This window comes from Geobacillus thermocatenulatus (genome assembly GCF_002217655.1).
GTDB lineage: Bacteria > Bacillota > Bacilli > Bacillales > Anoxybacillaceae > Geobacillus > Geobacillus thermocatenulatus.
This window is the reverse complement of sequence record NZ_NEWK01000001.1, coordinates 130,342-155,980: the sequence shown is the minus strand read 5'-3', so window position 1 is coordinate 155,980 and position 25,639 is coordinate 130,342. Positions and strand designations below refer to the sequence as shown.

General features: G+C 55.3%; 25 protein-coding genes. 2 read left to right on the top strand and 23 right to left on the bottom strand.

Translation table 11 applies throughout. The features are described 5' to 3' along the window. Positions 1-3: 3 nt before the first annotated feature. From glyA to B9L19_RS00810, 5 genes are all read right to left on the bottom strand, one after another. Positions 4-1,242: a serine hydroxymethyltransferase gene (gene glyA, locus B9L19_RS00830; RefSeq protein WP_015376066.1), complete on the bottom strand. Its 1,239-nt coding sequence runs from the start codon at positions 1,240-1,242 to the stop codon at positions 4-6. 92 nt (positions 1,243-1,334) lie between these two features. Continuing rightward, positions 1,335-1,913, bottom strand: coding sequence for a TIGR01440 family protein (locus tag B9L19_RS00825; RefSeq protein ID WP_025949615.1), 579 nt, complete (start codon positions 1,911-1,913; stop codon positions 1,335-1,337). 341 nt (positions 1,914-2,254) lie between these two features. Next, the gene (rpiB, locus tag B9L19_RS00820; protein ID WP_025949616.1) at positions 2,255-2,701 is read right to left on the bottom strand and encodes a ribose 5-phosphate isomerase B; all 447 of its coding nucleotides are present in this window, start codon (positions 2,699-2,701) and stop codon (positions 2,255-2,257) included. Positions 2,702-2,796: 95 nt separating this feature from the next. Then, positions 2,797-4,086 carry a methyl-accepting chemotaxis protein gene (locus B9L19_RS00815; protein WP_025949617.1) on the bottom strand — a complete coding sequence of 430 codons (1,290 nt, stop codon included), beginning with the start codon at positions 4,084-4,086 and terminating at the stop codon, positions 2,797-2,799. Between the two features lie 25 nt (positions 4,087-4,111). Beyond that, positions 4,112-4,558: a low molecular weight protein arginine phosphatase gene (locus B9L19_RS00810; RefSeq protein ID WP_025949618.1), complete on the bottom strand. Its 447-nt coding sequence runs from the start codon at positions 4,556-4,558 to the stop codon at positions 4,112-4,114. On the opposite strand from B9L19_RS00810, the gene B9L19_RS18880 reads away from it, so the two are divergent. Beyond that, a complete protein-coding gene (locus tag B9L19_RS18880; RefSeq protein ID WP_167372753.1) occupies positions 4,552-4,809 on the top strand; it encodes a hypothetical protein in 258 nt (85 codons plus the stop codon). The genes B9L19_RS00810 and B9L19_RS18880 overlap by 7 nt on opposite strands. On the opposite strand, the gene B9L19_RS00805 is transcribed toward B9L19_RS18880, so the two are convergent. The 14 genes from B9L19_RS00805 to B9L19_RS00735 all read right to left on the bottom strand — a co-directional run bounded on the left by B9L19_RS00805 (position 4,790) and on the right by B9L19_RS00735 (position 18,163). Then, complete coding sequence (locus B9L19_RS00805; RefSeq protein WP_047752497.1) at positions 4,790-5,341, bottom strand: manganese efflux pump MntP; 552 nt, start codon at positions 5,339-5,341, stop codon at positions 4,790-4,792. The two genes, B9L19_RS18880 and B9L19_RS00805, sit on opposite strands and share 20 nt — an antisense overlap. Positions 5,342-5,753: 412 nt before the next feature. Beyond that, positions 5,754-6,821 carry an L-threonylcarbamoyladenylate synthase gene (locus B9L19_RS00800; protein WP_047752496.1) on the bottom strand — a complete coding sequence of 356 codons (1,068 nt, stop codon included), beginning with the start codon at positions 6,819-6,821 and terminating at the stop codon, positions 5,754-5,756. A 129-nt stretch (positions 6,822-6,950) separates the two neighbouring features. Further along, positions 6,951-7,814, bottom strand: a complete 864-nt coding sequence (spoIIR, locus tag B9L19_RS00795) for a stage II sporulation protein R (protein ID WP_047752509.1) — start codon at positions 7,812-7,814, stop codon at positions 6,951-6,953. A 59-nt stretch (positions 7,815-7,873) separates the two neighbouring features. Then, the gene (gene prmC / locus B9L19_RS00790; RefSeq protein WP_025949622.1) at positions 7,874-8,755 is read right to left on the bottom strand and encodes a peptide chain release factor N(5)-glutamine methyltransferase; all 882 of its coding nucleotides are present in this window, start codon (positions 8,753-8,755) and stop codon (positions 7,874-7,876) included. Then, a complete protein-coding gene (gene prfA / locus B9L19_RS00785) occupies positions 8,736-9,821 on the bottom strand; it encodes a peptide chain release factor 1 (RefSeq protein ID WP_025949623.1) in 1,086 nt (361 codons plus the stop codon). The genes prmC and prfA overlap by 20 nt, the downstream gene beginning before the upstream one ends. 95 nt (positions 9,822-9,916) lie before the next feature. Beyond that, positions 9,917-10,357, bottom strand: coding sequence for a hypothetical protein (locus B9L19_RS00780; RefSeq protein ID WP_025949624.1), 441 nt, complete (start codon positions 10,355-10,357; stop codon positions 9,917-9,919). A gap of 330 nt (positions 10,358-10,687) precedes the next feature. After that, on the bottom strand, positions 10,688-11,311 hold the full coding sequence (locus B9L19_RS00770) for a thymidine kinase (RefSeq protein ID WP_047752495.1): 624 nt from the start codon (positions 11,309-11,311) through the stop codon (positions 10,688-10,690). 165 nt (positions 11,312-11,476) lie between these two features. Further along, positions 11,477-11,677, bottom strand: a complete 201-nt coding sequence (rpmE, locus tag B9L19_RS00765; RefSeq protein WP_011232848.1) for a 50S ribosomal protein L31 — start codon at positions 11,675-11,677, stop codon at positions 11,477-11,479. Between the two features lie 257 nt (positions 11,678-11,934). Beyond that, positions 11,935-13,209 (bottom strand): transcription termination factor Rho, encoded by a 1,275-nt coding sequence (gene rho, locus B9L19_RS00760; RefSeq protein WP_013146620.1) that lies wholly within the window; start codon positions 13,207-13,209, stop codon positions 11,935-11,937. A 252-nt stretch (positions 13,210-13,461) separates the two neighbouring features. Next, on the bottom strand, positions 13,462-14,424 hold the full coding sequence (gene glpX / locus B9L19_RS00755) for a class II fructose-bisphosphatase (protein ID WP_013146621.1): 963 nt from the start codon (positions 14,422-14,424) through the stop codon (positions 13,462-13,464). A gap of 34 nt (positions 14,425-14,458) precedes the next feature. After that, the gene (gene murA, locus B9L19_RS00750; RefSeq protein ID WP_025949627.1) at positions 14,459-15,745 is read right to left on the bottom strand and encodes a UDP-N-acetylglucosamine 1-carboxyvinyltransferase; all 1,287 of its coding nucleotides are present in this window, start codon (positions 15,743-15,745) and stop codon (positions 14,459-14,461) included. A gap of 132 nt (positions 15,746-15,877) precedes the next feature. Continuing rightward, entirely contained in the window at positions 15,878-16,519 is a 642-nt protein-coding gene (fsa, locus tag B9L19_RS00745; RefSeq protein WP_025949628.1) for a fructose-6-phosphate aldolase, read from the bottom strand. A gap of 75 nt (positions 16,520-16,594) precedes the next feature. After that, a complete protein-coding gene (locus B9L19_RS00740; protein WP_025949629.1) occupies positions 16,595-17,458 on the bottom strand; it encodes a class II fructose-bisphosphate aldolase in 864 nt (287 codons plus the stop codon). A gap of 342 nt (positions 17,459-17,800) precedes the next feature. Further along, positions 17,801-18,163, bottom strand: coding sequence for a response regulator (locus tag B9L19_RS00735; protein ID WP_025949630.1), 363 nt, complete (start codon positions 18,161-18,163; stop codon positions 17,801-17,803). Positions 18,164-18,286: 123 nt separating this feature from the next. Between B9L19_RS00735 and B9L19_RS00730 the strand changes: the two genes are divergently transcribed. Continuing rightward, on the top strand, positions 18,287-18,808 hold the full coding sequence (locus tag B9L19_RS00730) for a DUF2529 domain-containing protein (RefSeq protein ID WP_025949631.1): 522 nt from the start codon (positions 18,287-18,289) through the stop codon (positions 18,806-18,808). Positions 18,809-18,959: 151 nt separating this feature from the next. On the opposite strand, the gene pyrG is transcribed toward B9L19_RS00730, so the two are convergent. From pyrG to B9L19_RS00710, 4 genes are all read right to left on the bottom strand, one after another. After that, on the bottom strand, positions 18,960-20,555 hold the full coding sequence (gene pyrG / locus B9L19_RS00725; RefSeq protein ID WP_025949632.1) for a CTP synthase: 1,596 nt from the start codon (positions 20,553-20,555) through the stop codon (positions 18,960-18,962). Positions 20,556-20,715: 160 nt separating this feature from the next. Then, positions 20,716-21,273, bottom strand: coding sequence for a DNA-directed RNA polymerase subunit delta (gene rpoE / locus B9L19_RS00720; RefSeq protein ID WP_025949633.1), 558 nt, complete (start codon positions 21,271-21,273; stop codon positions 20,716-20,718). A 379-nt stretch (positions 21,274-21,652) separates the two neighbouring features. Beyond that, positions 21,653-24,913, bottom strand: coding sequence for a fused isobutyryl-CoA mutase/GTPase IcmF (gene icmF / locus B9L19_RS00715; RefSeq protein ID WP_089113814.1), 3,261 nt, complete (start codon positions 24,911-24,913; stop codon positions 21,653-21,655). A gap of 17 nt (positions 24,914-24,930) precedes the next feature. Next, positions 24,931-25,563: a TetR/AcrR family transcriptional regulator gene (locus tag B9L19_RS00710; RefSeq protein WP_011232859.1), complete on the bottom strand. Its 633-nt coding sequence runs from the start codon at positions 25,561-25,563 to the stop codon at positions 24,931-24,933. Positions 25,564-25,639 lie beyond the last annotated feature (76 nt).

Genomic DNA, 25,639 nt, shown 5'->3' with positions numbered 1-25,639 from the left:
CGCTTAGTCTTGATAGAGCGGAAACTTTTCCGTCAAAGCGGCGACGCGTTGGCGCGCTTCCTCAAGCGCTTGTTCGCTGCCGACGTTTTTCAGCACAAGGCCGATGATGGCGGCGATTTCGTCCATCTCTTCCAATCCGAAGCCGCGCGTCGTGACCGCGGCCGTGCCAATGCGGATGCCGCTTGTGACAAACGGGCTTTCCGGATCGTACGGAATCGTGTTTTTGTTGACCGTAATCCCGACCTCATCGAGCACTTTCTCCGCCGTTTTCCCGGTCAGTTGCTGCGGGCGCAAATCGACAAGCAGCAAATGGTTGTCCGTGCCGCCGGAAATGAGGGTGAATCCTTCGTTTTGCAAGGCGGCTGCGAGCCGTTTGGCATTCTCCACGACCCGCTTCGCGTATACTTTAAAGTCGTCTTGCAGCGCTTCACCGAGCGCGACGGCTTTCGCGGCAATGACATGCATGAGCGGGCCGCCTTGAATGCCAGGGAAAATCGCTTTGTCAATTTGTTTGGCGAACTGCTCTTGGCATAAAATCATCCCGCCACGCGGACCGCGCAACGTTTTGTGCGTCGTCGTCGTAACGAAATGGGCGTACGGAACCGGGTTCGGATGAACACCTGCCGCAACAAGACCGGCAATATGAGCCATGTCAACCATTAAATAGGCGCCGACTTCATCGGCAATCTCGCGGAACTTGGCGAAGTCGATGATGCGCGGATAGGCGCTCGCGCCGGCGACGATCAGCTTCGGCCGATGAAGGCGCGCTTTTTCGCGCACGTCGTCATAGTCAATGACATGCGTTTTTGGATCGACGCCGTATTCGACAAAATGGTACTGAATGCCGCTGAAATTGACCGGGCTGCCGTGCGTCAAATGGCCGCCGTGCGACAAGTTCATGCCAAGCACCGTATCGCCGTGCTCCAAAACAGTGAAATAGACGGCCATGTTCGCCTGCGCCCCCGAGTGCGGCTGGACATTCGCATGTTCCGCTCCGAACAATTGCTTTGCCCGCTCGCGCGCCAACTCTTCGACGATGTCGACATATTCACAACCGCCGTAATAGCGGCGTCCCGGATAGCCTTCCGCATATTTGTTCGTCAAAACCGACCCTTGCGCTTCCATGACCGCGCGGCTGACAAAGTTTTCCGAGGCGATCAGTTCAATTTTCGCATGTTGCCGCTTCCGCTCTTGCTCAATAGCGGCGAACACTTGCGGATCTTGTTGTGGCAAGTAATTCATCAATAGCTCCCCCTTATGCGAAATCAGTGAATATTCGTTTTTATTTTATCAGCTTCAGCTAGGCAAATTCAAAGAAAAAATGAATGAAACCGCTAGAAAGAACAGGAATCATTCGGATTTTCCAACGAGTAGACCGCTCGAGCGCCGCCGATCAGCTTCGGCCGCGTTTTCGCCAGCGTCACGCATGCCGATCCAATGTGCTTCACCGAAACGCGCACGGGAACGGCAACCGGCTTCAAATGCATGCCGATGAGCGTATGGCCGATGTCAATGCCGGCATCGGCGCGAATCGCCTCGACAACGACCGGGTCAGCGAACGTTCGATAGGCGTAGGCGGCCATCGCCCCACCCGCTTTCGGCACCGGAACGACGGAAACGATCTCAAGCTCATGAGTTTTGGCGGTTTCCCGTTCGACAACAAGCGCCCGGTTTAAATGTTCACAACATTGAAACGCGAGCGCAATGCCGGTTTCGCGCCGCCACGCGTCAAGCTCGGCAAACAGCATGGCGGCAACGTCCATCGATCCAGCCGTGCCGATCCGCTCGCCAAGCACCTCGCTCGTACTGCAGCCGATCACAACGACATCGCCGCGGCCAAGCGGCGCCTGTTGGCGAAACTCATGCAAGATGGCTTGCCATTGCTGCCGCCATTCGGCCAATCGTGTGTCCATTCCCTTTCCTCCTTCGCACGGTGTGCCCCACACGTTCCTTGACGAACACTAGAAGTCTGGTGATGTAACGGAAAATGCGGCTCCCTCACGTTGCTTTTCAAATTGAGAAACCTTATACATGCTGCTCTTCCTTCACTTGAGAATCATCCATTTCAAAAAAACGGCTGTTTTTCAATGACCTTCTCGTATTTTCACCAATGATTCGCGAAAGATGAACGGCATTTGTTGTGAACATCGCCGGGTTCCCAGCCTTTGCGCTACTGCCCTCATGAAGCAGGACGCCCACACCTTCCGCTTATGGCCCACAGGCCGCATCCGCTCCGATGCGGCTCTGGTTCTGCCTACAAATGCTTGTTTTCATAGTCGGCGATTTTGCCGATCCGCCGCGCATGGCGTCCGCCTTCAAATTCGGTCTCAAGCCATGCCTTGGCGATTTCGCGCGCCAGGCCGGGGCCGATGACGCGCTCCCCCATTGCAAGAATGTTGCTGTCGTTATGCATGCGCGTCAGCTTGGCGCTGTAGACGTCGTGGCAAAGGGCGCAGCGCACCCCTTTCACTTTGTTGGCGGCGATCGTCATGCCGATGCCGGTGCCGCAGATCAAAATGCCGCGATCAAATTCGCCGCGCGCCACTTTTTCCGCGACGGGAAGCGCGTAATCTGGGTAATCGACCGATGTTTCACAATCGCAGCCAAAATCGGTGTACTCGATTCCCATTTCATCCAACAGTGCTTTTATTTCCTCACGAATGCGAACTCCACCATGGTCAGAAGCAATCGCGACTTTCATCACGTTCGGGCGAGGAGCCCTAGGCTTCGCCGTGATAGCGAAAGCCAGGGAGGAATCGCCCTTCCTCCTTTCGATGAATCATATTTGCGCGTGCATCAACGAGTGCGAAACCGGGCGACAGCCGCCTGCAATTGTTCGGCCTGCTCCACCAACTCGCCAGCCAGTTGATGCACATCGTTGATCGATGCGGCCTGCTCCTCGGTCGCCGCCGCAACTTCGAGCGCGCCGGCGGACGTCTGCTCAGCGATCGCCGCCACTTCTTGTGTCTGCGCCGCGGCCCGCTCCATATGCCCCATTTGACGCTTCGCCAGCTCAGCGATGTCATGGACGGCGCGGATCACGTCATCGGCTGAGGCCGCCATGGCCGCAATGGCCTCATTCGTGCGTTCCCCTTTCGCCGCCTCAGCGTTGGCAGCAGCCACCTGCTTGTCCATTTGCGCCACCACACGGGCGACTTCATTTTGAATGTTGCCGACCAGTTCCGCGATTTTCTTGACCGCCTTGGCGCTCTCATCCGCCAGCTTGCGCACTTCCTCGGCGACAACGGCAAACCCCCGGCCGTGCTCGCCGGCGCGGGCTGCCTCAATGGAAGCATTGAGCGCAAGCAAGTTCGTCTGTTCAGCGATGTCAGCGACAAGCAACGTAATGTTGCCGATTTGATTGGCGTGTGCTTCGAGCTGCTTGACAGCCGCCCGCGACCGTTCTTGATCGTCAGCCAGCTGATCGATGCCGCTAATGAGCGAATGGGTGATATCGCGGCTTGCCTTCAGCGTTTCGGCCATCCCAAATACCGACTGTTCCGCACGCTCGGCTGTTTCTTTGACTTGCACGGCGATGGCGAGCACATCCTCAACCGCCGAAGCTGCTTCTTGGATCGCCGCGGCCGAAGACGCCGCCCCTTTGGAAATGTCGTCAATGGTCGCTGCAATATCGCGTGCACGGCTTGACGCTGTTTCGGACGCCTGCCTCATTTCTGCCGTCTTTTCCGTCGTGCGCGCTGCGCTCTCTTCCACGTTGGCGACGACGGCGCGCAAATGACCGAGCATCCGGTTGAACGCGACAGCCAGCGAGCGGATTTCGTCATGGGAGGAGGGCAACGGAACATCCTCATCGATATGCCCTTCCGTCGCCTTTGCCGCCGCTTCCTCGAGCCGTTGCAGCGGCCTTGTGATCCAGCCAGCAGCCAAATAAGCAAGCACTCCGGACCAAAAGATGCCAAGGAGCAGCACGATCATCGTGAACACGCTTTTGTTCCATGAGGCAAACCACTGATCATACAAAACATACAAGAAAAAGGCGCTCGTTGAATACGTGATCAGCGCCAACGCTGTCGTAAAGATGACGAGCTTCAGGCGCAAACCGAACCGATGACTTGTCCCCCCCATTTGTGTTCCCCCTCACTTCTTAACCTCATTGTTCTGTTTGCAACTTTTCCGCCAAGCGGTCAATGAGCTTCTCCAGCTCATCGCGCGCCGCCCGGTACACTTCGACCGGCCCGCCGAACGGATCGGCGATATCGCCGTCTGTCCCCAAAACAAACTGCTTTAACGTAAATGTTTTATCCTTCGCCTCTGGAAAGCGTTCGACGACCATGTCTTTATGGCTGGATGTCATCGCCAGCACGTGCGTCGCCCAGTCGATATGCTCTTTCTTTAGCTGGGAAGAGCGGTGGACCGCTTCAATTCCCTTTTCCTTCAACACCGTCTTGGCATGAGCCGACGCCTCGCTTCCTTCCGCCGCAAACACGCCGGCCGATTTCACCTCGACGCCCGGCAGCTGCTTATTCTCCAACAGCGCAGCGGCCATCGGGCTCCGGCATGTATTGCCCGTGCAGACGAACAAAATGCGATATGGCATACAACCACCTCTTCACATCAATGACTTACCATCAATATACCATAGGGAAAAGAGCAAAAAAAGGCTCTTCACCACAACATGTACGTAAGGATAGGCAAAAAGTGCTGATTTTCCCTCACAAGCGTAAACAGGGTATGTTCAGAAAAAATCAAGTACAACTTTTGGTGAAGCGCCGCAAAAAAAAGCAGGCCGTCCGCTTTTTTCCACTGAAGGAAAACCGCCTGCCGCCGTTTATAGAAAAAGCAACTTGAGTCCGAACGCCAGCAAAATGCTGCCGCCGAGCGCTTCGCTGTAAGAACCGAGCCATTGCTGAAAATGGCGGCCGACAAAAAGCCCAACCCATGTCAGCACCATGCTGAACAGACCAAACAGCAAAATCGCCACCATCGTCCGCGCTCCGAAAATGCCGAGGCTCAGCCCGACGGAAAAGCTGTCTAGGCTGACGCTGAACGCAAAAAAAAGCAACCCCACCCCACGCGGAAACAGCGGCGATCCGTCGTCCCTCCGGAACGAGGCGATGATCATTTGCCCGCCAAGCCATAACAGCAGCGCCCCGCCCGCGTATGTCGCGACACTTCCGAACTCGCGCGACAGCAGGCGGCCGACCGTCATGCCAGCAAGCGGCATGAGAATATGAAACAAGCCGATCGTCAACCCGATATAAACCATTTGCCGCAGCCGGAGGCGCAACAGCCCCATTCCTAAAGCGACTGAAAACGCGTCCATGCCCAGCGCCAGCGCCATCATTGACAGCGCGATGATTTCGCCGATGAATGCGCCCATGTTTCTTCCCTCCCGGACCGGCCTTATTGCTAAACATATGCACGTCCAGGGCAGTTTAGAAGCAGAGCGGGCAGCCAATGGGCGCCGCCTGATTGACAAGCGGACGGAAAAGAAAAAACCGGTCCGCAACAGACCGGTTTCGCGCTTGGAAACGGCGTCCCCCCAATCCTCTAGTTGCCATTTGAACCTTACCGTTTGCCGAGTCGTTTTCTCGGCTGCCTCTCGTCCAAACAACGCCGCTTCCAAACCCATACATGGATCTGTGAAGCGCGTTTCCGTTCGATCTTCCGTCACGCCAAGGCGCGACGAAGAAGCCTGCGGCTTGCCTCCGACCGTCAAAAAATAGACAAGCTGCTTTTTCGATCAGGATGTGGGAAACTTGTTCACTGCATCGATACAGACGGCCGTCCTTTCATTTCCGCTGTTCGCTGATGGCGCGTCCGCCGGCTGCTTTGCGGAGCCGGTTCATGATCGCCGCGCCGATTCCTTCTTCCGGAAACGCCTCGCTGTAAATGAGATCGACGTTCGTTTCATCAAATCGGCGCAGCGTGCCGTACAGCCGGCTCGCGACCGTCTCAAGCGCCTGGCGCGTTCCGCACGGCAGCACGACATCGGCCGCATACCGGTCCTTGTTTTCCTCGGTCGTCAACACGCCGACCGTTTTCCCTTCCGCCCGGCTTTCATCGACAAGCCGCTGCAAAAACGCGGGCGGGCCGGCGACGATCCAAAGCGGCGCTTTCGGCGCATAATGCGTATATTTCATGCCGGGCGCTTTCGGCGCCGCCTCGTCGTCCGCAGCAGCGGCCTCTTCAACGCGGCCGATCGCTTCAATAAGCGCCTCTTTCGTCACTCCTCCCGGGCGCAAAATCGTCGGCACACCCCCACTGCAATCGAGCACCGTCGATTCAACGCCCACGCCGGTCGGCCCGCCGTCGATCACCCCGGCGATCCGCCCGTCTAAATCGGCAAGCACGTGCGCCGCCGTCGTCGGACTCGGCCTTCCTGACCGATTCGCGCTCGGGGCGGCCAACGCCAAGCCGCTCGCCTCGATCAACGCCAGCGCCAGCGGGTGATCCGGCATGCGCACCGCCACCGTCGGCAGCCCGGCCGTCACTCGCTCGGACACCGCCCCCGCTCGTTTCGGCAAAACGAGGGTGAGCGGCCCCGGCCAAAACCGCTCCATCAACGTTTTCGCCATCGGCGGGATCGAGGCCGCTACCGCCTCCGCTTGGGCCATGCTGGCGACATGAACGATGAGCGGATTGTCGCTCGGCCGCCCTTTGGCGGCGAAAATTTTTTCCACCGCGGCTGTATTGGCCGCATCGGCCCCCAACCCGTACACCGTTTCCGTCGGGAATGCGATAACTTCTCCGGCCCGCAGCCATTCAACCGCCTCTCGTATTTGTGGATAAACTTGCTGTTTATCAACAATATTATCCACAATCCAAACACGTGTTTTCAATCGTTTCACCTTCTCCATCGCCATGATTCGCCTTGAAAATGGCGGCTTTTTTTACAAGCATCAGATCGCCGCACGATGTCTTTCCACAGTTATACACAAATTGTGAATAAACTTGTTATTTTTGTGGATAACTTTGTGGATAGATGCTTATGGAATGAGATGGCTGAGCCACTCTTTGAAGAAAAATTTGACTTCCACCGGCTGTTCCGGCTCGGCCATGACGACGAAGGACGATTCTTGATCATCCGTGTACCCTCTGTCCTTCTTTCCATCCGCATGGATGGACGAAGCGGCGCGATCTTCAGTTTCCGCCATCGCACCCCTCTCCTCTTTCGGTTCGTCCCGCTCGATGGCCTGCTCGCTGCTTCGCATCGCCCTAGCTTCCGCTTCGGCCGACTCGCTGTTTTGCTTCGACCCAGCTTCCGTTGACCGGACGCTCTCAGCCGACACCGGTTCATTCGTTCCGGCAGACGATCGGTTCGCCGCCATCATGACAGCATCGCTGTTGGAAAAATCGAGAAAACAAAGCGGCGGGAACAGGACGCACCACCAGTTTGCTCCTTTTCCTTCCCCAAGCGTGATCAGCACGGCATCATAGATGCCAGCCGGATATACGTAGCTGCCGTACACTTTCGTCGGAAAATGAACCGGGCCAAACTCCACTTTGTACGTTTGATCGCTTTGTTCATCGCGCAACACGCGGGCGACCGTCCGCTCGATGTCCGGCAGGTGAGAGCGAATGACGCGCTTTGCTTCCTCAAACGAAGTGAGTTCGGCCACCCAGCCGTTGATTTGCGCATTGACCGCATCACGCACTTTTCGCTTCAATTGTTGGTCTTCATCGGCGTCGCTGTTGGCTAAAATGCGCAGGCGGATGGCCTCATCAGGGATGGCGACCGCCGCGTTCGCCCCGGCGTCCGTCTTGTGGCCGTACAGCTCGACGAGTACGCCTGTCGTTAATAGAATGATATATAAACATATGGCAATGGCATTTCCTTTGATGGTCATCATCGGCACCGTCCTTTCACCTTTCATTGTGGACAGCGCCGCTCGTTTTTAAACCTATCAATCTAACACGTTTTCCCGTTTTTCGGCCGCGTCATGTACACCATCCGGTCTTTGCCGTTGAGGTCAAAATCGACTTCCACTTCGGCTTCTGGAAACGCTGCGGCCAAAAGCGCCGCCACTGCTTCCCCTTGCCCGGCGCCGACTTCAAAAGCGGCAAGCGCCGGCGCGCCGAGCACAAGCGGCAGCTCGCGGGCGAAGCGGCGGTAAAAATCGAGCCCATCGCGGCCGCCAAAGAGCGCCGTGTGCGGCTCATAGTTTTTGACGACCGGGGAAAGCATAGCGGCGTCCGTCTCTGGAATGTACGGCGGATTGGAAACAACGACATCGACCGTCCGCCCCATGGCCATGATCGGCTGCAGCAAGTCGCCGCACAAAAATGAAACGTTCGCCCCGAGCCGCCGGGCGTTTTCACGGGCGACCGCGAGCGCCGCTTCGGAAATATCGGTTGCGGTCACCGACAACGCTTTGTTCTCCAACGCCAATGTCACGGCGATCGCCCCGCTGCCAGTGCCGACGTCAACGACATCGATCCGCTTCCGACCAGCAAATAGGCGCGGCACCCGCTTTAGGACGCCAAGCACCAGTTCTTCCGTTTCCGGGCGCGGAATTAACACATGGCGATTGACAAGAAACAACCTGCCGTAAAACGATTCATAGCCGATCAAATATTGAATCGGCACATGGTCCGCCGCATGGCGGTGCACATCGGCCGCAAACCGTTCATATACCGCTTCGTCGACCGGCTCGCGCCAACGGGCGAACAGCCCGGCCCGGTTCACGCCTAAATGGTGGCACAATAGCCACTCCGCCGCCCGCTCCTCTTTTCCGTGGGCGCGCAAAAAAGAAGAAGCCCAGGCGAGGACTTCATGCACGTTGCGACGCATCGTTCGCTTGCTCCAATTTTTTCGCTTGGTCGTCCAAAATGAGCGCCTCGATGATTTCATCCAAATGCCCATCGAGCACTTGATCAAGCTTTTGGATCGTCAGTCCGATGCGGTGGTCGGTGACGCGGTTTTGCGGGAAGTTGTACGTGCGAATGCGTTCAGAACGATCGCCGGTGCCGACAGCTTGCTTGCGCGTTTGGTCGTATTCAGCGCGCGCTTCTTGTTGGTATTTGTCGTAAATGCGGGCGCGCAATACTTTCATCGCTTTTTCTTTGTTTTTGATTTGCGATTTTTCGTCTTGGCACGTGACGACAATGCCAGTCGGAATATGGGTGAGGCGCACGGCCGACATCGTCGTGTTGACGCTTTGCCCGCCCGGTCCGCTTGAGGCGAACGTGTCGACGCGAATGTCTTTTTCATTGATTTCGACTTCGATTTCTTCCATCTCCGGCAGGCAGGCGACCGTCGCCGTCGATGTATGGATGCGACCGCCTGACTCCGTTTCCGGGACGCGCTGGACGCGGTGCGCGCCGTTTTCAAACTTCAGCTTTGAATACGCCCCTTTGCCGTTGATCATAAAAATGATTTCTTTATAGCCGCCGAGGCCGGTCGGGCTCGCTTCGATCACTTCCGTCTTCCACCCTTGCGATTCCGCATAGCGCGTATACATCCGGTACAAGTCGCCGGCAAACAGCGCCGCCTCTTCGCCGCCGGCGGCCGCGCGGATTTCCATAATGACGTTTTTCTCATCGTTCGGATCTTTCGGCAAAAGCAACACTTTCAGCTTTTCAACGATCGCCGCTTCCCGTTCTTCCAGCTCGCTGATTTCCTCTTTCACCATCTCGCGCAGCTCCGGATCGAGCTTTTCCTCAAGCATCGCCTTCGCTTCCGCGAGCTGGTCGCGAACCGATTTGTATTCACGGTACGTTTGCACCGTTTCTTCCAAATCCGCCTGCTCTTTCGAATAATCGCGCAGCTTTTTCGGATCGTTGATGACGTCGGGGTCCATCAACAGTTCATTGAGCTTTTCATACCGTTGCTCCACAGCTTCCAATCGATCAAACACATCATTCACCTCTGTTTTTCCCACACAGTCTATTTTTAGATTATAGCATGAAAGGAAAGCAAACAAAAACCCCCGCTTTTGGCAAGCGGGAGCTCTCAGTTGACGCGCACGATGATCTCGTATGTCGGGATCGCTTTTGTCAGCAGCTTGTCAATGCGTTGCGCCTCGCGCTGTCGTTCCTCGTCAGACAGCTCTTCCGGTGCATCAACGGTCACATACATATTGCCGCCATGAAACCAGATGGCGTCGGCGTGGTAATCGGTGTACCGCTCAATGAGTTGCGCTGCCTTGCGCGTATCGGCGCGCTGGGTTTCGCTTCCTTCGGTCAAGCTGATAAAATTCGGGTTTTGCCGCACGTTTTCCGGATCGTCGAAGTTGTTGTACAAGTCTCTGTCAGCGTCGATCTTCGGCCGCCCATCCGTCATCAGCCGCGCGCCGTTTTTGTCCTCGCTTTGCTGGCGGTAGGACGGATGATCCGGAGCGAGCGAACAGGCCGAAAGCAGGAAGATCATTCCTAACAGCCAGATGCGTCTCATCCTTTTTCGCCTCCTCAGCTGTTAGGATGTCCATGATCGCCCGTCAATGATACACGGCAAGCCCTAAATCTTTCTGCCATCATTCGCCTATTTTACGGCGAACGAACAAAAGGGGCAGCCTAGTCAAGCGAACGACCAATGATGAACGAGCCGCATGCCAAACGCTTTTTCCTCCCATAGCGAATGGACGCACAAGACACAGGCATGGCGCCGCTTCCGCCCTTCTCGGTCGGCGAAACAGACGAATATGCGCCGTTTTCATCCACTATGGCTGCGCTGCGCCACTTGGCCGATGAAAGCGGCCAAACAACATCCGTGACCGCCTCACCATCACTCACCCGTATGTCCAGCAAGCGGGCGGTTGTATCGCTTTTTCGGTTTGCCAGGCACTTCATGGTGATGACGGCAGCGAGGCTCGTACGCCTCGCTGGCGCCGACAAGAATCACCGGATCGTCATAAGAGGCGGGCGCACCGTTAATGAGCCGCTGCGTCCGGCTGGCCGGGGAACCGCATACCGTGCAAACCGCCTCCAGCTTCGTCACCGACTCCGCGATCGCCATCAGCGCCGGCACGGGGCCAAACGGTTCACCGCGAAAATCTTGGTCGAGCCCCGCGGCGATGACGCGGCAGCCGCCATCAGCGAGCGTTTGCACCACATCGATGATGTCGTTGGAAAAAAACTGTACCTCATCGATGGCGACGACGTCGGTGGTGGCGGAAATGTAGCGGAACATTTCCGCCGGCGTCGCGACCGGAATGGCGATCACTGAATTGCCGTTGTGCGATACAACTTCGTCTTCGCTGTAGCGATTGTCGATCGTCGGTTTGAACACTTTCACTTCCTGCTTGGCAAACTGAGCGCGGCGGACGCGGCGAATCAATTCTTCTGATTTGCCGGAAAACATGCATCCACAAATGACCTCAAGCCAGCCGGACTGCGTCATCACGTACATCGGGGCCTCTCCTTTCCCAATAACACTTTCCTCAAACCATCGGCCGCTCCTTGCCGTCTGCCATCGCGACGATCAGCGGGATCAGCCTTGTAAGCAACCGGCCTTCCATCTGCCCTCACGAAAAAGCAGGCAAGTTTCGCTTGCCTGCTTTCGTCACGTCCTTGTTTACTTAAGGCCGTATTTTTTATTGAATTTATCGACGCGGCCCGCTGCTGTAACAAATTTTTGTTTGCCCGTGAAGAACGGATGGCATTCCGAGCAAATCTCCACGCGCAGCTCGTCTTTGACCGAACCGCTTTCGAATTCGTTGCCGCACGCACAGCGGACGATGACTTTTTTGTACTCTGGATGGATGCCTTGTTTCATCGTTTTCATCTCCTTCCGCCCTGTATCTGATCGAAACAGAGTGATTCGTAGCATGGAACGCTTCATGCTTATGCGCGCCCGCCCGTTTGGCAAGGCGCAGCGCATGGAACAACCGGGACTCCACCGAAGCGAATCCGGCCGATGCAAATCACGGATCACACAAACCAAAAGGCGATAGCCAAAACACACATGTCAAGATTATAACAGCTTTTCTGTCAGTTTGCAACGGGCGATTCGCGGCAAATTCCGCCAACTGCCTACAGACGGAGCGGGCCGCCCTGTTTCCACTCTTGATCGAGCAAGGCGAAAAACTCTTCGTTTGACTTTGTCCGGCGCAATTTGTTCAAAAACCGCTCGATAAAGTCGGGCGAATCGGCCATGGTTTTGCGGATCGCCCACAGCTTTTCCAAATGTTCTTTCGGGATGAGCAGCTCCTCTTTGCGCGTTCCCGAACGACGAATGTCAATCGCTGGAAAAATGCGGCGCTCGGCGAGCGAGCGGTCAAGATGGAGCTCCATGTTGCCGGTGCCTTTAAATTCCTCGTAAATGACGTCATCCATGCGCGACCCGGTGTCAATGAGGGCGGTCGCCAAAATCGTCAAGCTGCCGCCCTCTTCGATGTTGCGCGCCGCACCGAAAAACCGCTTCGGGCGATGAAACGCCGCTGGGTCGATCCCGCCCGAGAGCGTGCGTCCGCTCGGCGGAATGACTAAGTTGTACGCTCGAGCGAGGCGGGTGATGCTGTCCATTAAAATGACGACGTCACGCTTATGCTCAACTAATCGCATCGCCCGTTCTAAGACAAGCTCAGCCACTTTAATATGGTTTTCCGGCACCTCATCAAACGTCGAGCTGACGACATCGCCTTGCACCGACCGCTCGATGTCGGTCACTTCTTCCGGCCGTTCGTCAATGAGCAAGACGATCAACTCGACATCCGGGTGGTTTGTGGTGATGCTGTTGGCAATTTCCTTCAGCAGCATCGTCTTGCCAGCTTTCGGCGGCGCGACGATCAACCCGCGCTGGCCAAAGCCGACGGGAGCGATCAAGTCGATGATGCGGGTCGACAGCTTGTCCGGCGTTGTCTCCAGCTTCATTTGCCGATTCGGATAAAGCGGCGTCAACGCAGGAAAGTGAACGCGCTCCTTGGCGACTTCTGGGTCTTCGCCGTTGACCGCTTCGACATGAAGCAAGCCGAAGTAGCGTTCATTCTCTTTCGGCGGCCGCACTTTGCCGGACACTTTATCCCCGTTGCGCAAATCAAAACGGCGGATTTGGGAAGCGGAAATGTAAATGTCTTCCGAGCTCGGGGAATAGTTGATCGGGCGCAAAAAGCCGAATCCTTCCGACGGAATGATTTCGAGGATGCCTTCCATGAAAAAGAGGCCGTCTTGTTCGGCACGCGCTTTCAAAATCGCAAAAATAAGCTCCTTTTTCGTCAACTTGCTGTAGTATGAAATTTTGTATTGCCTGGCGAGCTCATACAGCTCCTTCAATTTCATGTTTTCTAATGCTGCTAACGTTAATTCCATCTTGACACCACACTTTGCAAATTTTCCTATTCTCCCATCGTTCGTGTTCGGACGTATTGGTCATCAATTCGACAGGCGAAGGGATTCATTTCGAAGATGATGAAGGCTGAAATGAAATAAAGAAGTAGAATGGCAGAGCTTATTTTTGCACAAGTAACACGACTATTTTACCCTTTTTTCTTCTTTTTAATCAATATTTTTTTGTTTTTCCGAGCCAGGCGCGGCTCCGGCGCCCGGCCGGATAGCAGGATATCATTTGATGACTAAGTTCGGTTTTTTCTTCAAACTGTGCCGCCCTTCGATGAAGCGGACCGTGCCGGACTTGGCCCGCATGACGACGGAGTGGGTGAGGCCGTACGCCCCTTTCAGCCGCACGCCGCGCAACAGCTCGCCGTCGGTGACGCCGGTGGCGGCAAAAATCGCGTCGTCTCCTTTCACCAAATCGTCCATGCGCAGCACTTTGTTGACGTCAATGCCCATTTGTTTGCACCGCTCGACTTCATCGTCGTTTTGCGGCAGCAGCTTCCCTTGCAGTTCACCGCCAAGGCATTTCAAAGCGACCGCCGCGAGCACTCCTTCCGGCGCGCCGCCCGAGCCGAACAAAATGTCAACGCCGGTATGGTCGAACGCCGTGTTAATGGCGGCAGCGACATCGCCGTCATTGATGAGCTTAATGCGGGCGCCGGCTTCACGCAGCTCATGAATGAGACGCTCATGGCGCGGACGGTTGAGGACAACCGCGACGACGTCTTCAATATCTTTGTTTTTTGCTCGCGCCACCGCCTTTAAATTGTCGATGATCGGCGCCTCAATGTCAATCATCCCGACCGCTTCCGGCCCGACAGCGATTTTCTCCATGTACATGTCCGGCGCATGAAGCAGATGGCCGTGGTCAGCAACAGCGACGACAGCCAAGGCGTTCCATCCCCCGGAAGCGACGATGTTCGTCCCTTCAAGCGGGTCGACAGCGACATCGACGCGCGGGCCATAACCGTTGCCGAGCTTTTCCCCGATATACAGCATCGGCGCTTCGTCCATTTCCCCTTCGCCGATGACGACGGTGCCTTTCATCGGCACGGTGTCAAACACGTCGCGCATCGCCGACGTCGCAGCGTCATCAGCCTCATTCTTTTTCCCGCGCCCCATCCAGCGGGCGGCGGCAAGCGCCGCCGCTTCGGTGACGCGCACGAGTTCCATCGATAAGCTTCGTTCCATCGTCGTTCTCCCCTTCCCCTTTGTCGACTGGACGTTACGCGTTTTTCACTTGCTCGATTTCTTCATCGGTCATTTTTTCGCGCCAAATGGTGGCGCCGATGTCAGACAGTTTTTCGACGAGGTTGCTGTAGCCGCGGTCGATATGCTCGACGCCGGTGATCTCCGTCACCCCGTCGGCCATCAGCCCGGCAATGACAAGCGCTGCCCCGGCGCGCAAATCGCTTGCCTTCACTTTCGCCCCTTGCAGTTTGACGGGGCCGGTGACGATGGCTGAGCGGCCTTCGACTTTTACATTGGCGTTCATGCGCCGCAATTCATCGACATGCTTGAAGCGGGCGCTGTAAATCGTGTCGGTGACGACGCTTGTGCCGTTGGCTTTTGTCAGCAGCGCGGTAAACGGCTGTTGCAGATCGGTTGGAAAGCCCGGATAGACAAGCGTCTTGACGTCAACCGCTTTCAAAACATCGGTGCCGCAGACGAGAATTTGATCTTCCCCCGTCTCCACGCGCACCCCCATTTCGCGCAATTTGGCCGTCAGCGATTCAACGTGCTGCGGGATGACGTTGTCGACGACGACTTCGCCATTGGTGGCCGCGGCGGCAATCATGTACGTCCCGGCTTCGATTCGATCCGGGATGATGGCATGGCGGCAACCCGATAATGTTTCGACGCCGTCAATGCGGATCACATCGGTGCCGGCTCCTTTGATTTTCGCGCCCATATTCGAAAGCAATGTCGCGACATCGATGATTTCCGGCTCTTTCGCCGCATTTTCGATAATCGTCCGCCCTTTGGCGCGCACCGCCGCCAGCATGATGTTGATCGTCGCGCCGACGCTGACGACGTCCAAAAAAATGCGGGCTCCGCGCAGTTCTTCCGCGCGCAAATAAATGGCGCCCTGCTCGTTCGTTACGGTGGCGCCCAGCGCCTCAAACCCTTTGATATGCTGGTCAATCGGGCGCGGACCAAGATGACATCCGCCCGGCAAGCCGACAACCGCTTTTTTGAAGCGGCCCAGCATCGCCCCCATCAAATAGTAGGAGGCGCGCAGCTTTTTCACCTTCCCATTCGGAAGCGGCATGGACACCATATTCGTTGGGTCGATGACCGCCTCTTTGCCATCAAACGAAAACGAGCCGCCGATTTCTTCGATCAAGCTTCCTAAAATGTGCACGTCGGAAATGTCCGGCAACCCCTCGATCGTCACCGGCGAATCGGCCAAAATCGCCGCAGGAATCAACGCAACCGCGCTGTTTTTCGCACCGCTCACTTTGATCGTTCCCCGCAGCCGATCTCCGCCGATAATTTTCATTTTATCCATCGTCGTCTCCCTTCTTTGCTCGGAAGTTGGCTTCACCCCTGGGACGAAAAAGCAAAGCCGGGCGGGCTCATCACGTCCGGCCTGAACGCGGCAGAGCGAGCCCGCTTCACCCAAGAGGCAAACGGCTTACTTTCATTTTTGCCGATTCCAGTCGGCGAGAAACTTCTCAATTCCTTGATCAGTCAGCGGATGGTGGAACAATTGCATCAGCACCTTGTACGGAACCGTGGCAATATGCGCCCCGCGCAACGCCGCTTCCGTCACATGGTGCGGATGGCGGATCGAAGCGGCGATGATTTCCGTTTCAATGCCATGAATGTTGAAAATCTCAGCGATGGTGGAAATGAGCTCTAAACCGTTATGGCCGATGTCATCGAGGCGGCCGAGGAACGGAGAGACGTACGTCGCGCCGGCGCGTGCGGCCAAGAGCGCCTGGTTGGCGGTGAACACAAGCGTCACGTTCGTTTGAATCCCTTTTTCGCTGAACGCCTTGACTGCTTTTAAGCCTTCCGGCGTCATCGGAACTTTGATCGTAATGTTCGGGGCGATTTTCGCCAGCTCTTCGCCTTCCGCGATCATGCCAGCGGCGTCGGTCGAAATGACCTCAGCGCTCACCGAACCAGAAACGATCGATGTAATTTCGCGCAACCGATCATGGAACGATACGTTTTCCTTCGCCACGAGGCTCGGATTGGTCGTGACGCCGGCCAAAATGCCGAGTTCATGGGCGTGTTTGATTTCTTCCAAGTTGGCAGTGTCGATAAAAAATTTCATGCTGAACCCTCCTTGTTATTCGTTGCACATGCAAAGGCAGCCGCGCGGCGGCCAAACGCCGCCCGCGAAGCCGATTCATCGCGCTGCTTTTCCGGACGAGCCAAACTCGCGCATTTTGCCGATGACCGTCGCTTTGATGGCATCGCGGCCCGGGCCGATGATTTTGCGCGGATCATAGACGTTCGGGTCTTTCGCGAGCAGTTCGCGGACGACTTTGGTAAACGCCATTTGGTTTTCGGTATTGACGTTGATTTTCGATGTACCAAGGGAGATCGCGCGTTGAATTTGTTCGGTCGGAATGCCGGTGCCGCCGTGGAGCACAAGCGGAACGCCGGTTAAATCGCGGATTTGCTCCATTTCGGCAAATCCAAGCTTCGGCTCTCCTTTATACGGACCATGCACGGAACCGAGCGCAGGGGCAAGGCAGTCGATGCCTGTCCGTTTGACAAGCTCTTCGCACTCTTTCGGGTCGGCGTAAATGATCCCTTCTCCAACGACGTCATCTTCCTGCCCGCCGACGATGCCAAGCTCCGCTTCGACCGAAACGCCGCGCGCATGAGCATATTCAACGACTTGCGAGGTGATGCGGACGTTTTCCTCAAATGGATGGTGGGAGGCGTCAATCATAACCGAGGTGAACCCGGCGTCAATGGCCGCTTTGCATTTTTCAAAGCTCGATCCATGGTCGAGATGGATGGCGACCGGAACGGTGATGTTCATGTCTTCCATTAACCCTTTGACCATATTGACGACCGTTTTGAATCCGCTCATATAGCGAGCCGCCCCTTCGGAGACGCCGAGAATGACCGGCGATTTTTCCTCTTCGGCCGCCGCTAAAATGGCTTGTGTCCATTCCAAGTTGTTAATGTTGAATTGGCCGACCGCATATTTGCCGCGCAGCGCCTCGTTCAACATCTCTTTCATTGATACTAACGGCATGGTTCCATCCTCCTTAGCTGATCGTCGTCTTTGTCGCCATGACGATGGTTGAATCCATCGGCGCAAAATGCATCTACGTTTATAAGCATATCAACTTGCCGGCAAAACGGCAACATTTCCACCCTTTCATCTCCGAAAGACGACAGCGTCATCCATACTCATTGCTTCGCTTTCTTTGCCAAAGGAAAGCCGCTCATCGATGGCGCTGTCTAGAAGGATGGTGCCATCAAAAAAGCAACTCAGCAGCCTCCCTTTTCAAGTGAAGAAACCTTGTCAAATTGGCTCTTTTCTCCCGATGAACTTCCATCGGTTCCACAAAAATAATCGTTTTTCACCGTCCTTCTAAGCGGTAATGTATTTTTTGACGGCAACGCGCAAATCGTCAATATCAAACGGCTTGGCAAAATGCATCAGCGCCCCGAGCTCTTTCGTTTCTTGAATCATATCGAGCTCCCCGTAGGCGGTCATGATGATCACCTTAATATCCGGATCCATCTCTTTCAACCGTTTTAAAATTTCAATGCCGTCCATGCCAGGAATTTTCATATCAAGAAGCACAAGATCGGGGTGATGTTTGCGGGCGATTTCAAGCGCCTGCATGCCGTTGGCGGCCTGATACGTTACATATCCCTCCCGCTGAAACACTTCGTTGAGCAAAATGCGGATGCCATATTGATCATCGACAATTAAAATTTTATTTCCCACCGTTATGCACCTCTATTCCCTGTTTTCTCCCTATTAATGTTTCGCATTTGGCAAACCCATTTCCTGCTTGCTTTTCTTGTTGTTTGCCGATTTTGTATAATAGCGGCGAAGGGAGGCCGAACCGTGAAAATTTTAACGACGCAAACGATCGGATTGTTGCAAAAAATCGCCGCGGACGAAGAGCTGGCGCTCGAAGACGGGGCGCGTCTGCTCGCTCAGGCCGCCATCGGTGATGGGCGCATTTGGCTGTATGGCATAGGTGAACTCGATGCGGTCGTCACCGCCGCGCTTCTTGGCCCCGATCCGCTGCCGAAAGCCAAACGGCTTGAGCCGACAGCAACCGATGACTGGCAGGAAACGGACCGAGCGCTTCTATTTGCCCGCTTTTCCAATGATGCTGAGGCCATTCGCCTCGCCGAACAGCTGCAGGCGCACGGCGTCGATGCAGTGGCCGTCGCGGCGCTCGTCAAGGATGAACCCGGACTGGCCGATATGGCCACCGTCTTTATCGACAGCAAACTTTCCCGCCCGCTCGTGCCGACCGAAGACGGCCGCCGCATCGGCATGCCGACGATCATCACCGCTTCATTCATCTACTACGGACTGCGCGTGTTGCTCGATGAAATTTTGGCGGAATATGAATAACAACCGCCATGAAAACGAGCGCTCTCCCGCCGGCTGAAGGCAAAAAGGAAGAGAAGCCGCGCCTAGTCAACGAGCATCGTGCTTGAAAAAAAGAAAGGGGGCTGAACCCAAAAGGCCGTTCTACGGCTTTTTTGGGACAACCCCTTTTTCGTCACTCTTTCAGCGACGCTCTGACAAACTCGCGGAACAACGGCTGCGGCCGCGTCGGGCGCGAGGTGAATTCCGGGTGGAATTGCGCGGCGACGAACCACGGATGATCCTTGAGCTCGATCACTTCAACCAACCGTCCGTCCGGACTCGTGCCGGAAAAGACGAAGCCGTGCTCTTCCATGATCGGCCGGTATTGGTTGTTGAATTCGTACCGATGGCGATGGCGCTCGTAAATGACTTCATCGCCGTAGGCGGCGTAGGCAAGCGTCCCTTCCTGCAGCTTGCACGGATACAAGCCGAGGCGGAGCGTGCCGCCTAAATCTTCGACATCCTTCTGCTCCGGAAGCAAGTCGATGATCGGATGCGGCGTGTTCGGGTCAAACTCGGACGAATGGGCACCGGACAACCCGACAACATGGCGAGCAAATTCAATCGAGGCGAGCTGCATTCCTAAGCAAATGCCCAAAAACGGCACGCGCTGCTCGCGGGCGTAGCGGATCGCCTCAATCTTCCCTTCGACCCCGCGGTCGCCAAACCCGCCCGGAACCAAAATGCCGTCCGCATCTTTCAACAGGTGGGCCACATTGTCGCGCGTCACATGCTCCGCATTGATCCACTGAATATCAATGTCGGTGTCAAACGCATACCCCGCATGACGGAGCGCCTCCACAACAGAAATATAAGCGTCCGGGAGCTCGACGTATTTGCCGACCAAAGCGATTTTCGTCGTTTTCGATAAGTTGCGCACTTTCTCGACGAGCGCTTTCCATTCGGTCATATCCGCTTCGCCACAGTTGAGGCGCAAATGTTCGCACACGATTTGGTCCAGCTTTTGTTCTTGAAGCATAAGCGGGACCGCATACAGCGTGTCGGCATCGCGCGCCTCGATGACCGCTTTCGGATCAATATCGCAAAAGAGGGCGATTTTCTCTTTCATTTCCTGCGGCATCGGCATTTCCGTGCGCACGACGATGACGTTCGGCTGAATGCCGAGGCTGCGCAATTCTTTCACGCTGTGCTGCGTCGGCTTCGTTTTCATTTCCCCAGCCGCCTTGATGTACGGCACAAGCGTGCAGTGGATGTACATGACGTTTTCGCGGCCAACGTCGCTTTTGATTTGGCGGATCGCTTCTAAAAACGGAAGCGATTCAATATCGCCGACCGTGCCGCCGATCTCCGTAATGACGACATCGGCGTTCGTCTCTCTTCCGGCCCGGAAGACGCGCTCTTTAATTTCGTTGGTAATGTGCGGAATGACTTGCACTGTGCCGCCGAGGTAATCGCCGCGGCGCTCTTTGCGGATGACGGCGGAATAAATTTTTCCTGTCGTCACGTTGCTGTATTTGTTTAAATTAATGTCGATGAACCGTTCATAATGCCCTAAATCCAAATCCGTCTCTGCACCGTCGTCCGTGACAAACACCTCGCCGTGCTGATACGGGCTCATCGTCCCTGGGTCGACGTTAATGTACGGGTCAAATTTTTGGATCGTCACGTTCAACCCGCGGTTTTTCAACAACCGTCCAAGCGAAGCCGCCGTAATCCCTTTCCCGAGCGAGGAAACAACGCCGCCCGTCACAAAAATGTATTTCGTCATTTTGTCTTCCCCCTTGCCGAAATTGCAATGACAGTTTCAGTGTTTGCGAAAGGCGCAAATAAAAAACGCTCCGCTTACCATACGTAAGGGAGCGATCGATTTGTTCGTTTTCAAGAGCCCAACACACATTGTACCGGGTTCCCCTGGCAAAGTCAAGCGGTTATTCGTCTTCCTCCGGCTCTTCGAGATCGAGCTCTTCATCAAGCGGCGCATCGTCCAGCTCAAACTCTTCATCGCCGAGAATGTCATCGTCAAACGCGACATCTTCATCTAGATCGAATTCTTCATCTTCCAAGAGATCGTCTTCATCAAGCTCGAGGTCTTCCTCGTCATATTCATCCAAATCGTCGTAATCGAGATCTTCATCTTCAAGCAGCTCGTCGTATTCATCGTATTCATCGTCAAGCGCTTTTTTCTTCTTCTTCGGCTTGACGATCGTCACCGTTTCGTCTTCTGTCTGGTCAAACGGATACCATGTGCGCAATCCCCAGACGTTTTCTCCAACGCAAATAAACCGGCCGTCGATGTTTAAATCGGTGTAATATTGGGCCAGCCGTGCCTCCACCTCTTCTTCCGATATGCCGGCCAGCGCTGCTGCTTCACGAACGAGCTGATCAAACGGCAGCGCCTCCCGCTTGTCAAGCAAAATGAGGTTCGCCAGCTCGACGAACGACATCTCCTGCAATTCCTCCGGCGAGTATTGCTGCTGCAGGCTCAAGTTCAGCACTCCCCTTCTATATTAATGAAACAAATGAATGCAAGTGGAATACATACCATTCATTATAAACAAATTGTCGGGGTTTATGCTACCCATTTGCCGAAAAAAGCAAAGGAGGGCAGCCTTGCGGCGAGGGCAGCCCTCCTTCCGACATATTCGTTATGTCCACATCTGTTTGGTCACACCGCTTCGCTTTTTCCGTACGAAACCCATTCGTCTTCATCTTCTGGCCCCATCCGCGTTCCGCTCGTTTCGCCTCCAGCGGACCGACAGCCGCTGCCCATCATTCTACCGATCTGCTAAAGTTCAACGGGCCGTTATTCATGGTGATCGAGGCCGTCCATCGAAAGCTGTGAACAACGGAACGCGCTTGGATTCATTACATATTCCGCCGGTATTGTCCGCCGACTTCGTACAAGGCGCGGGTGATTTGTCCAAGGCTGGCGACTTTCACCGTTTCCATTAATTCTTCGAAAATGTTGCCGCCGCTTGTCGCGACTTGCTTCAGCCGTTCGAGCGCCGGGCCAGCTTTGTCTTTGTTCCGCTCTTGGAATTCGCGCAAGTTGCGGATTTGCGTTTCTTTTTCTTCATACGTCGCCCGGGCGAGCTGAATGTTGTTCAGCTCCTCTTCTGACGGCGGATTCGGGTTCAAGAACGTGTTGACGCCGATGATCGGCAGTTCGCCGCTATGTTTCTTCGTTTCATAGTAAAGCGATTCGTCTTGAATTTTGCCGCGCTGGTATTGCATTTCCATCGCCCCGAGCACGCCGCCGCGGTCGTTGAGCCGTTCAAACTCTTGCAACACCGCTTCTTCGACCAAATCGGTCAGCTCTTCAATGATGAACGACCCTTGGAGCGGGTTTTCGTTTTTGGTCAAGCCAAACTCTTTCGTGATAATGAGTTGGATCGCCATCGCCCGACGGACCGACTCTTCGGTCGGTGTGGTGATCGCTTCGTCATAGGCGTTCGTATGCAGCGAGTTGCAGTTGTCGTAAATCGCTAACAGCGCCTGCAGCGTCGTGCGGATGTCGTTGAAATCGATCTCCTGCGCGTGCAATGAACGGCCGGACGTCTGGATATGATATTTCAGCTTCTGGCTCCGTTCGTTGGCGCCGTATTTTTCGCGCATGACGATCGCCCAAATGCGGCGGGCGACGCGGCCGATGACCGAATACTCCGGATCGAGGCCGTTGCTGAAGAAAAACGACAAGTTCGGCGCAAAATCGTCAATGTGCATGCCGCGGCTCAAGTAATACTCGACATACGTAAAGCCGTTCGCAAGCGTAAACGCCAGCTGCGTGATCGGGTTCGCCCCCGCCTCGGCGATATGGTAGCCGGAGATCGACACCGAGTAGTAGTTGCGGACGCGGTGCTTGATGAAATACTCTTGAATGTCGCCCATCATTTTCAAGGCGAAATCGGTCGAGAAAATGCACGTGTTTTGCCCTTGGTCTTCCTTCAAAATATCGGCTTGCACCGTGCCGCGCACCGTTTGCAGCGTCCATTCCTTCACTTGTTCATATTCTTCCGGCGTAAGTGGGCGGCCAAGCTCGGCTTCCTTTTTCTCGACTTGCTGGTCGATCGCCGTATTCATAAACATCGCGAGCAAAATAGGAGCGGGGCCGTTGATCGTCATCGACACCGATGTGAGCGGGTCGCACAAGTCAAACCCTTTGTACAGCTTTTTCATATCATCAAGTGTACAAACGCTGACGCCGCTTTCCCCGACTTTGCCGAAAATGTCCGGCCGGTAGTCCGGATCTTCACCGTAGAGTGTCACAGAGTCAAATGCCGTGCTGAGCCGCTTCGCCTTGTCTTCTTTGCACAAGTAATGGAAGCGGCGGTTTGTGCGCTCCGGCGTCCCTTCGCCGGCAAACTGCCGTTTCGGGTCTTCGCCTTGGCGCTTGAACGGGAAGACGCCGGCCGTATACGGGAACGAGCCAGGGACATTTTCTTTATACACCCAGCGCAAAATCTCTCCGTAGTCTTTGAATTTCGGCAAGACGACTTTCGGAATGTCCAAACCGGACAACGTTTTCGTCGTCAGTTCGGTCACGATTTCTTTATCGCGCACTTTCGTGACCAATTGTTTTGCCGCATATTTCGCTTTCGTTTCTTCCCATGTCGCCAAAATACGCTTCGATTCCGGCGCCAATTTCGCCTCATAATCCGCTTTGAGCGTCTCGAGCGCGCGGATGACGTCTTCTGCTTCGCCCCGTTCCTTCGCCGCTTCGATGGCCCCTTCGATTTGGAAGAGGCGTCGGGCCACTTCGACTTGCTGCTCGGCGCGGCGGTGGTACGAACGGACCGTTTCCGCGATTTCGCGCAAATAGTAGCGGCGCTCGTTCGGAATGATGACATTATGCTTTTCAACATTGGCGACCGTTTTCAAGCTTGTTTTCCAATTCGTTCCTGCTTTTTGATTGATCGTATCCACAAGCGCAACAAAGAGCGTATTCGTGCCCGGGTCGTTAAACTGGCTGGCGATCGTGCCGTACACCGGCATTTCCGAAACATCGCGGTCAAACAGCTGATGGCTGCGCTGATATTGTTTTTGCACTTGTCGTTTTGCGTCTTCTGACCCTTTGCGCTCGAATTTATTAATGACAATCAAATCGGCATAATCGATCATGTCAATTTTCTCAAGCTGCGTCGGTGCGCCGAACTCGCTTGTCATGACGTACATCGACACGTCGCACACTTCGGTAATGGCGGCGTCGCCTTGGCCGATTCCGCTCGTTTCAATGATGACAAGATCAAATCCGGCCGCCTTGACAACCGAAATGGCGTCGCGAATCGCCGGCGACAGTTCCGTGCGGGAATGGCGCGTCGCCAAGCTTCTCATGTAAACGCGCGGCGAGTTGATCGAGTTCATCCGGATGCGGTCGCCAAGCAACGCCCCGCCCGTTTTTTGCTTCGTCGGGTCGACGGACAAGATCGCGATTTTGATATCAGGAATTTCGTTTAAAAAGCGGCGGACGAGCTCATCGGTGAGCGAGCTTTTCCCAGCTCCGCCTGTGCCGGTGATGCCGAGCACCGGCACGCGCTTCTCGAGCGCCTTCACTTGTTCAATGGCCGCTTCCGCTGCCGCGGCCGCCTCTTTGTTGTCCGCCTCAGCGCGATATTCGCACAGCGTGATGAGCCGGGCGATCGCCTGCACATCGCCAGACGGAAGCCGCTCCAGTTCATCGGTCACCGTCGTCACGGTCGGAAAATCGCACTCTTCAAGCATGACGTTGATCATCCCTTGCAAGCCGAGGCGTCGGCCGTCTTCCGGCGAGAAAATGCGGGCGATGCCATATTCGTGCAGCTCTTTGATTTCCCGCGGGATGATGACGCCGCCCCCGCCGCCGTAAATGCGGATATGGGACGCCCCCCGCTCTTTTAGAAGATCGTACATATATTTAAAAAATTCCATATGCCCGCCTTGATACGAGGAGACGGCAATGCCTTGCACATCTTCCTGAATGGCGGCATTGACGATTTCCTCCACCGAGCGGTTATGGCCTAAATGGATGACCTCGGCGCCGCTCGCCTGCAAAATGCGGCGCATAATGTTGATCGAAGCGTCATGGCCGTCAAACAAGCTCGATGCAGTCACAAAGCGGACGTGATGCTTCGGACGGTAAATGTGCGCCATCGTTTCTTCTCCCCCTTTTAGACTCGCTGTTTCTCCATAATCCCCTTTAATAAAAACTCGGTTTGCAGTTCGATATATTCATCGAGCGTATACATTTTCCGCAGCACCCAACGGCGGAACGCCCACATTTGCCCAAGAACGACGATGTTGTGGGCGAACAGACGGATTTCGCTTTCAGAAAGCTGCAGCGCCCCGCTCTCAACGCATGCGCGCAAAATATGTTCGAAAATCGCCGCCATATCGAGTTCTTTATTCAACACGTACGGCAGCGATTCTTTGCTTAGCGCTTTCACTTCTTGGTACATAACGAGCACTTCATCATCGAGTTCATCAACAACGCGGAAATAGTGGGCAATGGCGCGCCTCAGCCCTTCGATCGTACCATGGTGGGCACCGAGGTCTTGTTCCGTCCGCTCCCGCACTTCGTCGTAAATGCGGTCGCACACGAGATAGAGGACGTCTTCTTTCTTGCGGATGTACTCGTACAACGTGCCGATGCTGAAGCCGGACGCTTTGGCGATCTCCCTTGTCGTCGTTTGGTGGAAACCTTTTTGTTTAAACAAGGAAATCGCGCCTTTGATCATCTCATTGCGCCGTTTTTTCACGAGCTTTTCGTCTTTGACCGATGCAATCACTTCCCGTTTTTTCATGTTCGTTGTCTCTCCCCCATTCCCATTTGACGGCGGGGCGCCGCCCCGCCCCATGCCGATCCGTGCGCCCTTCCCC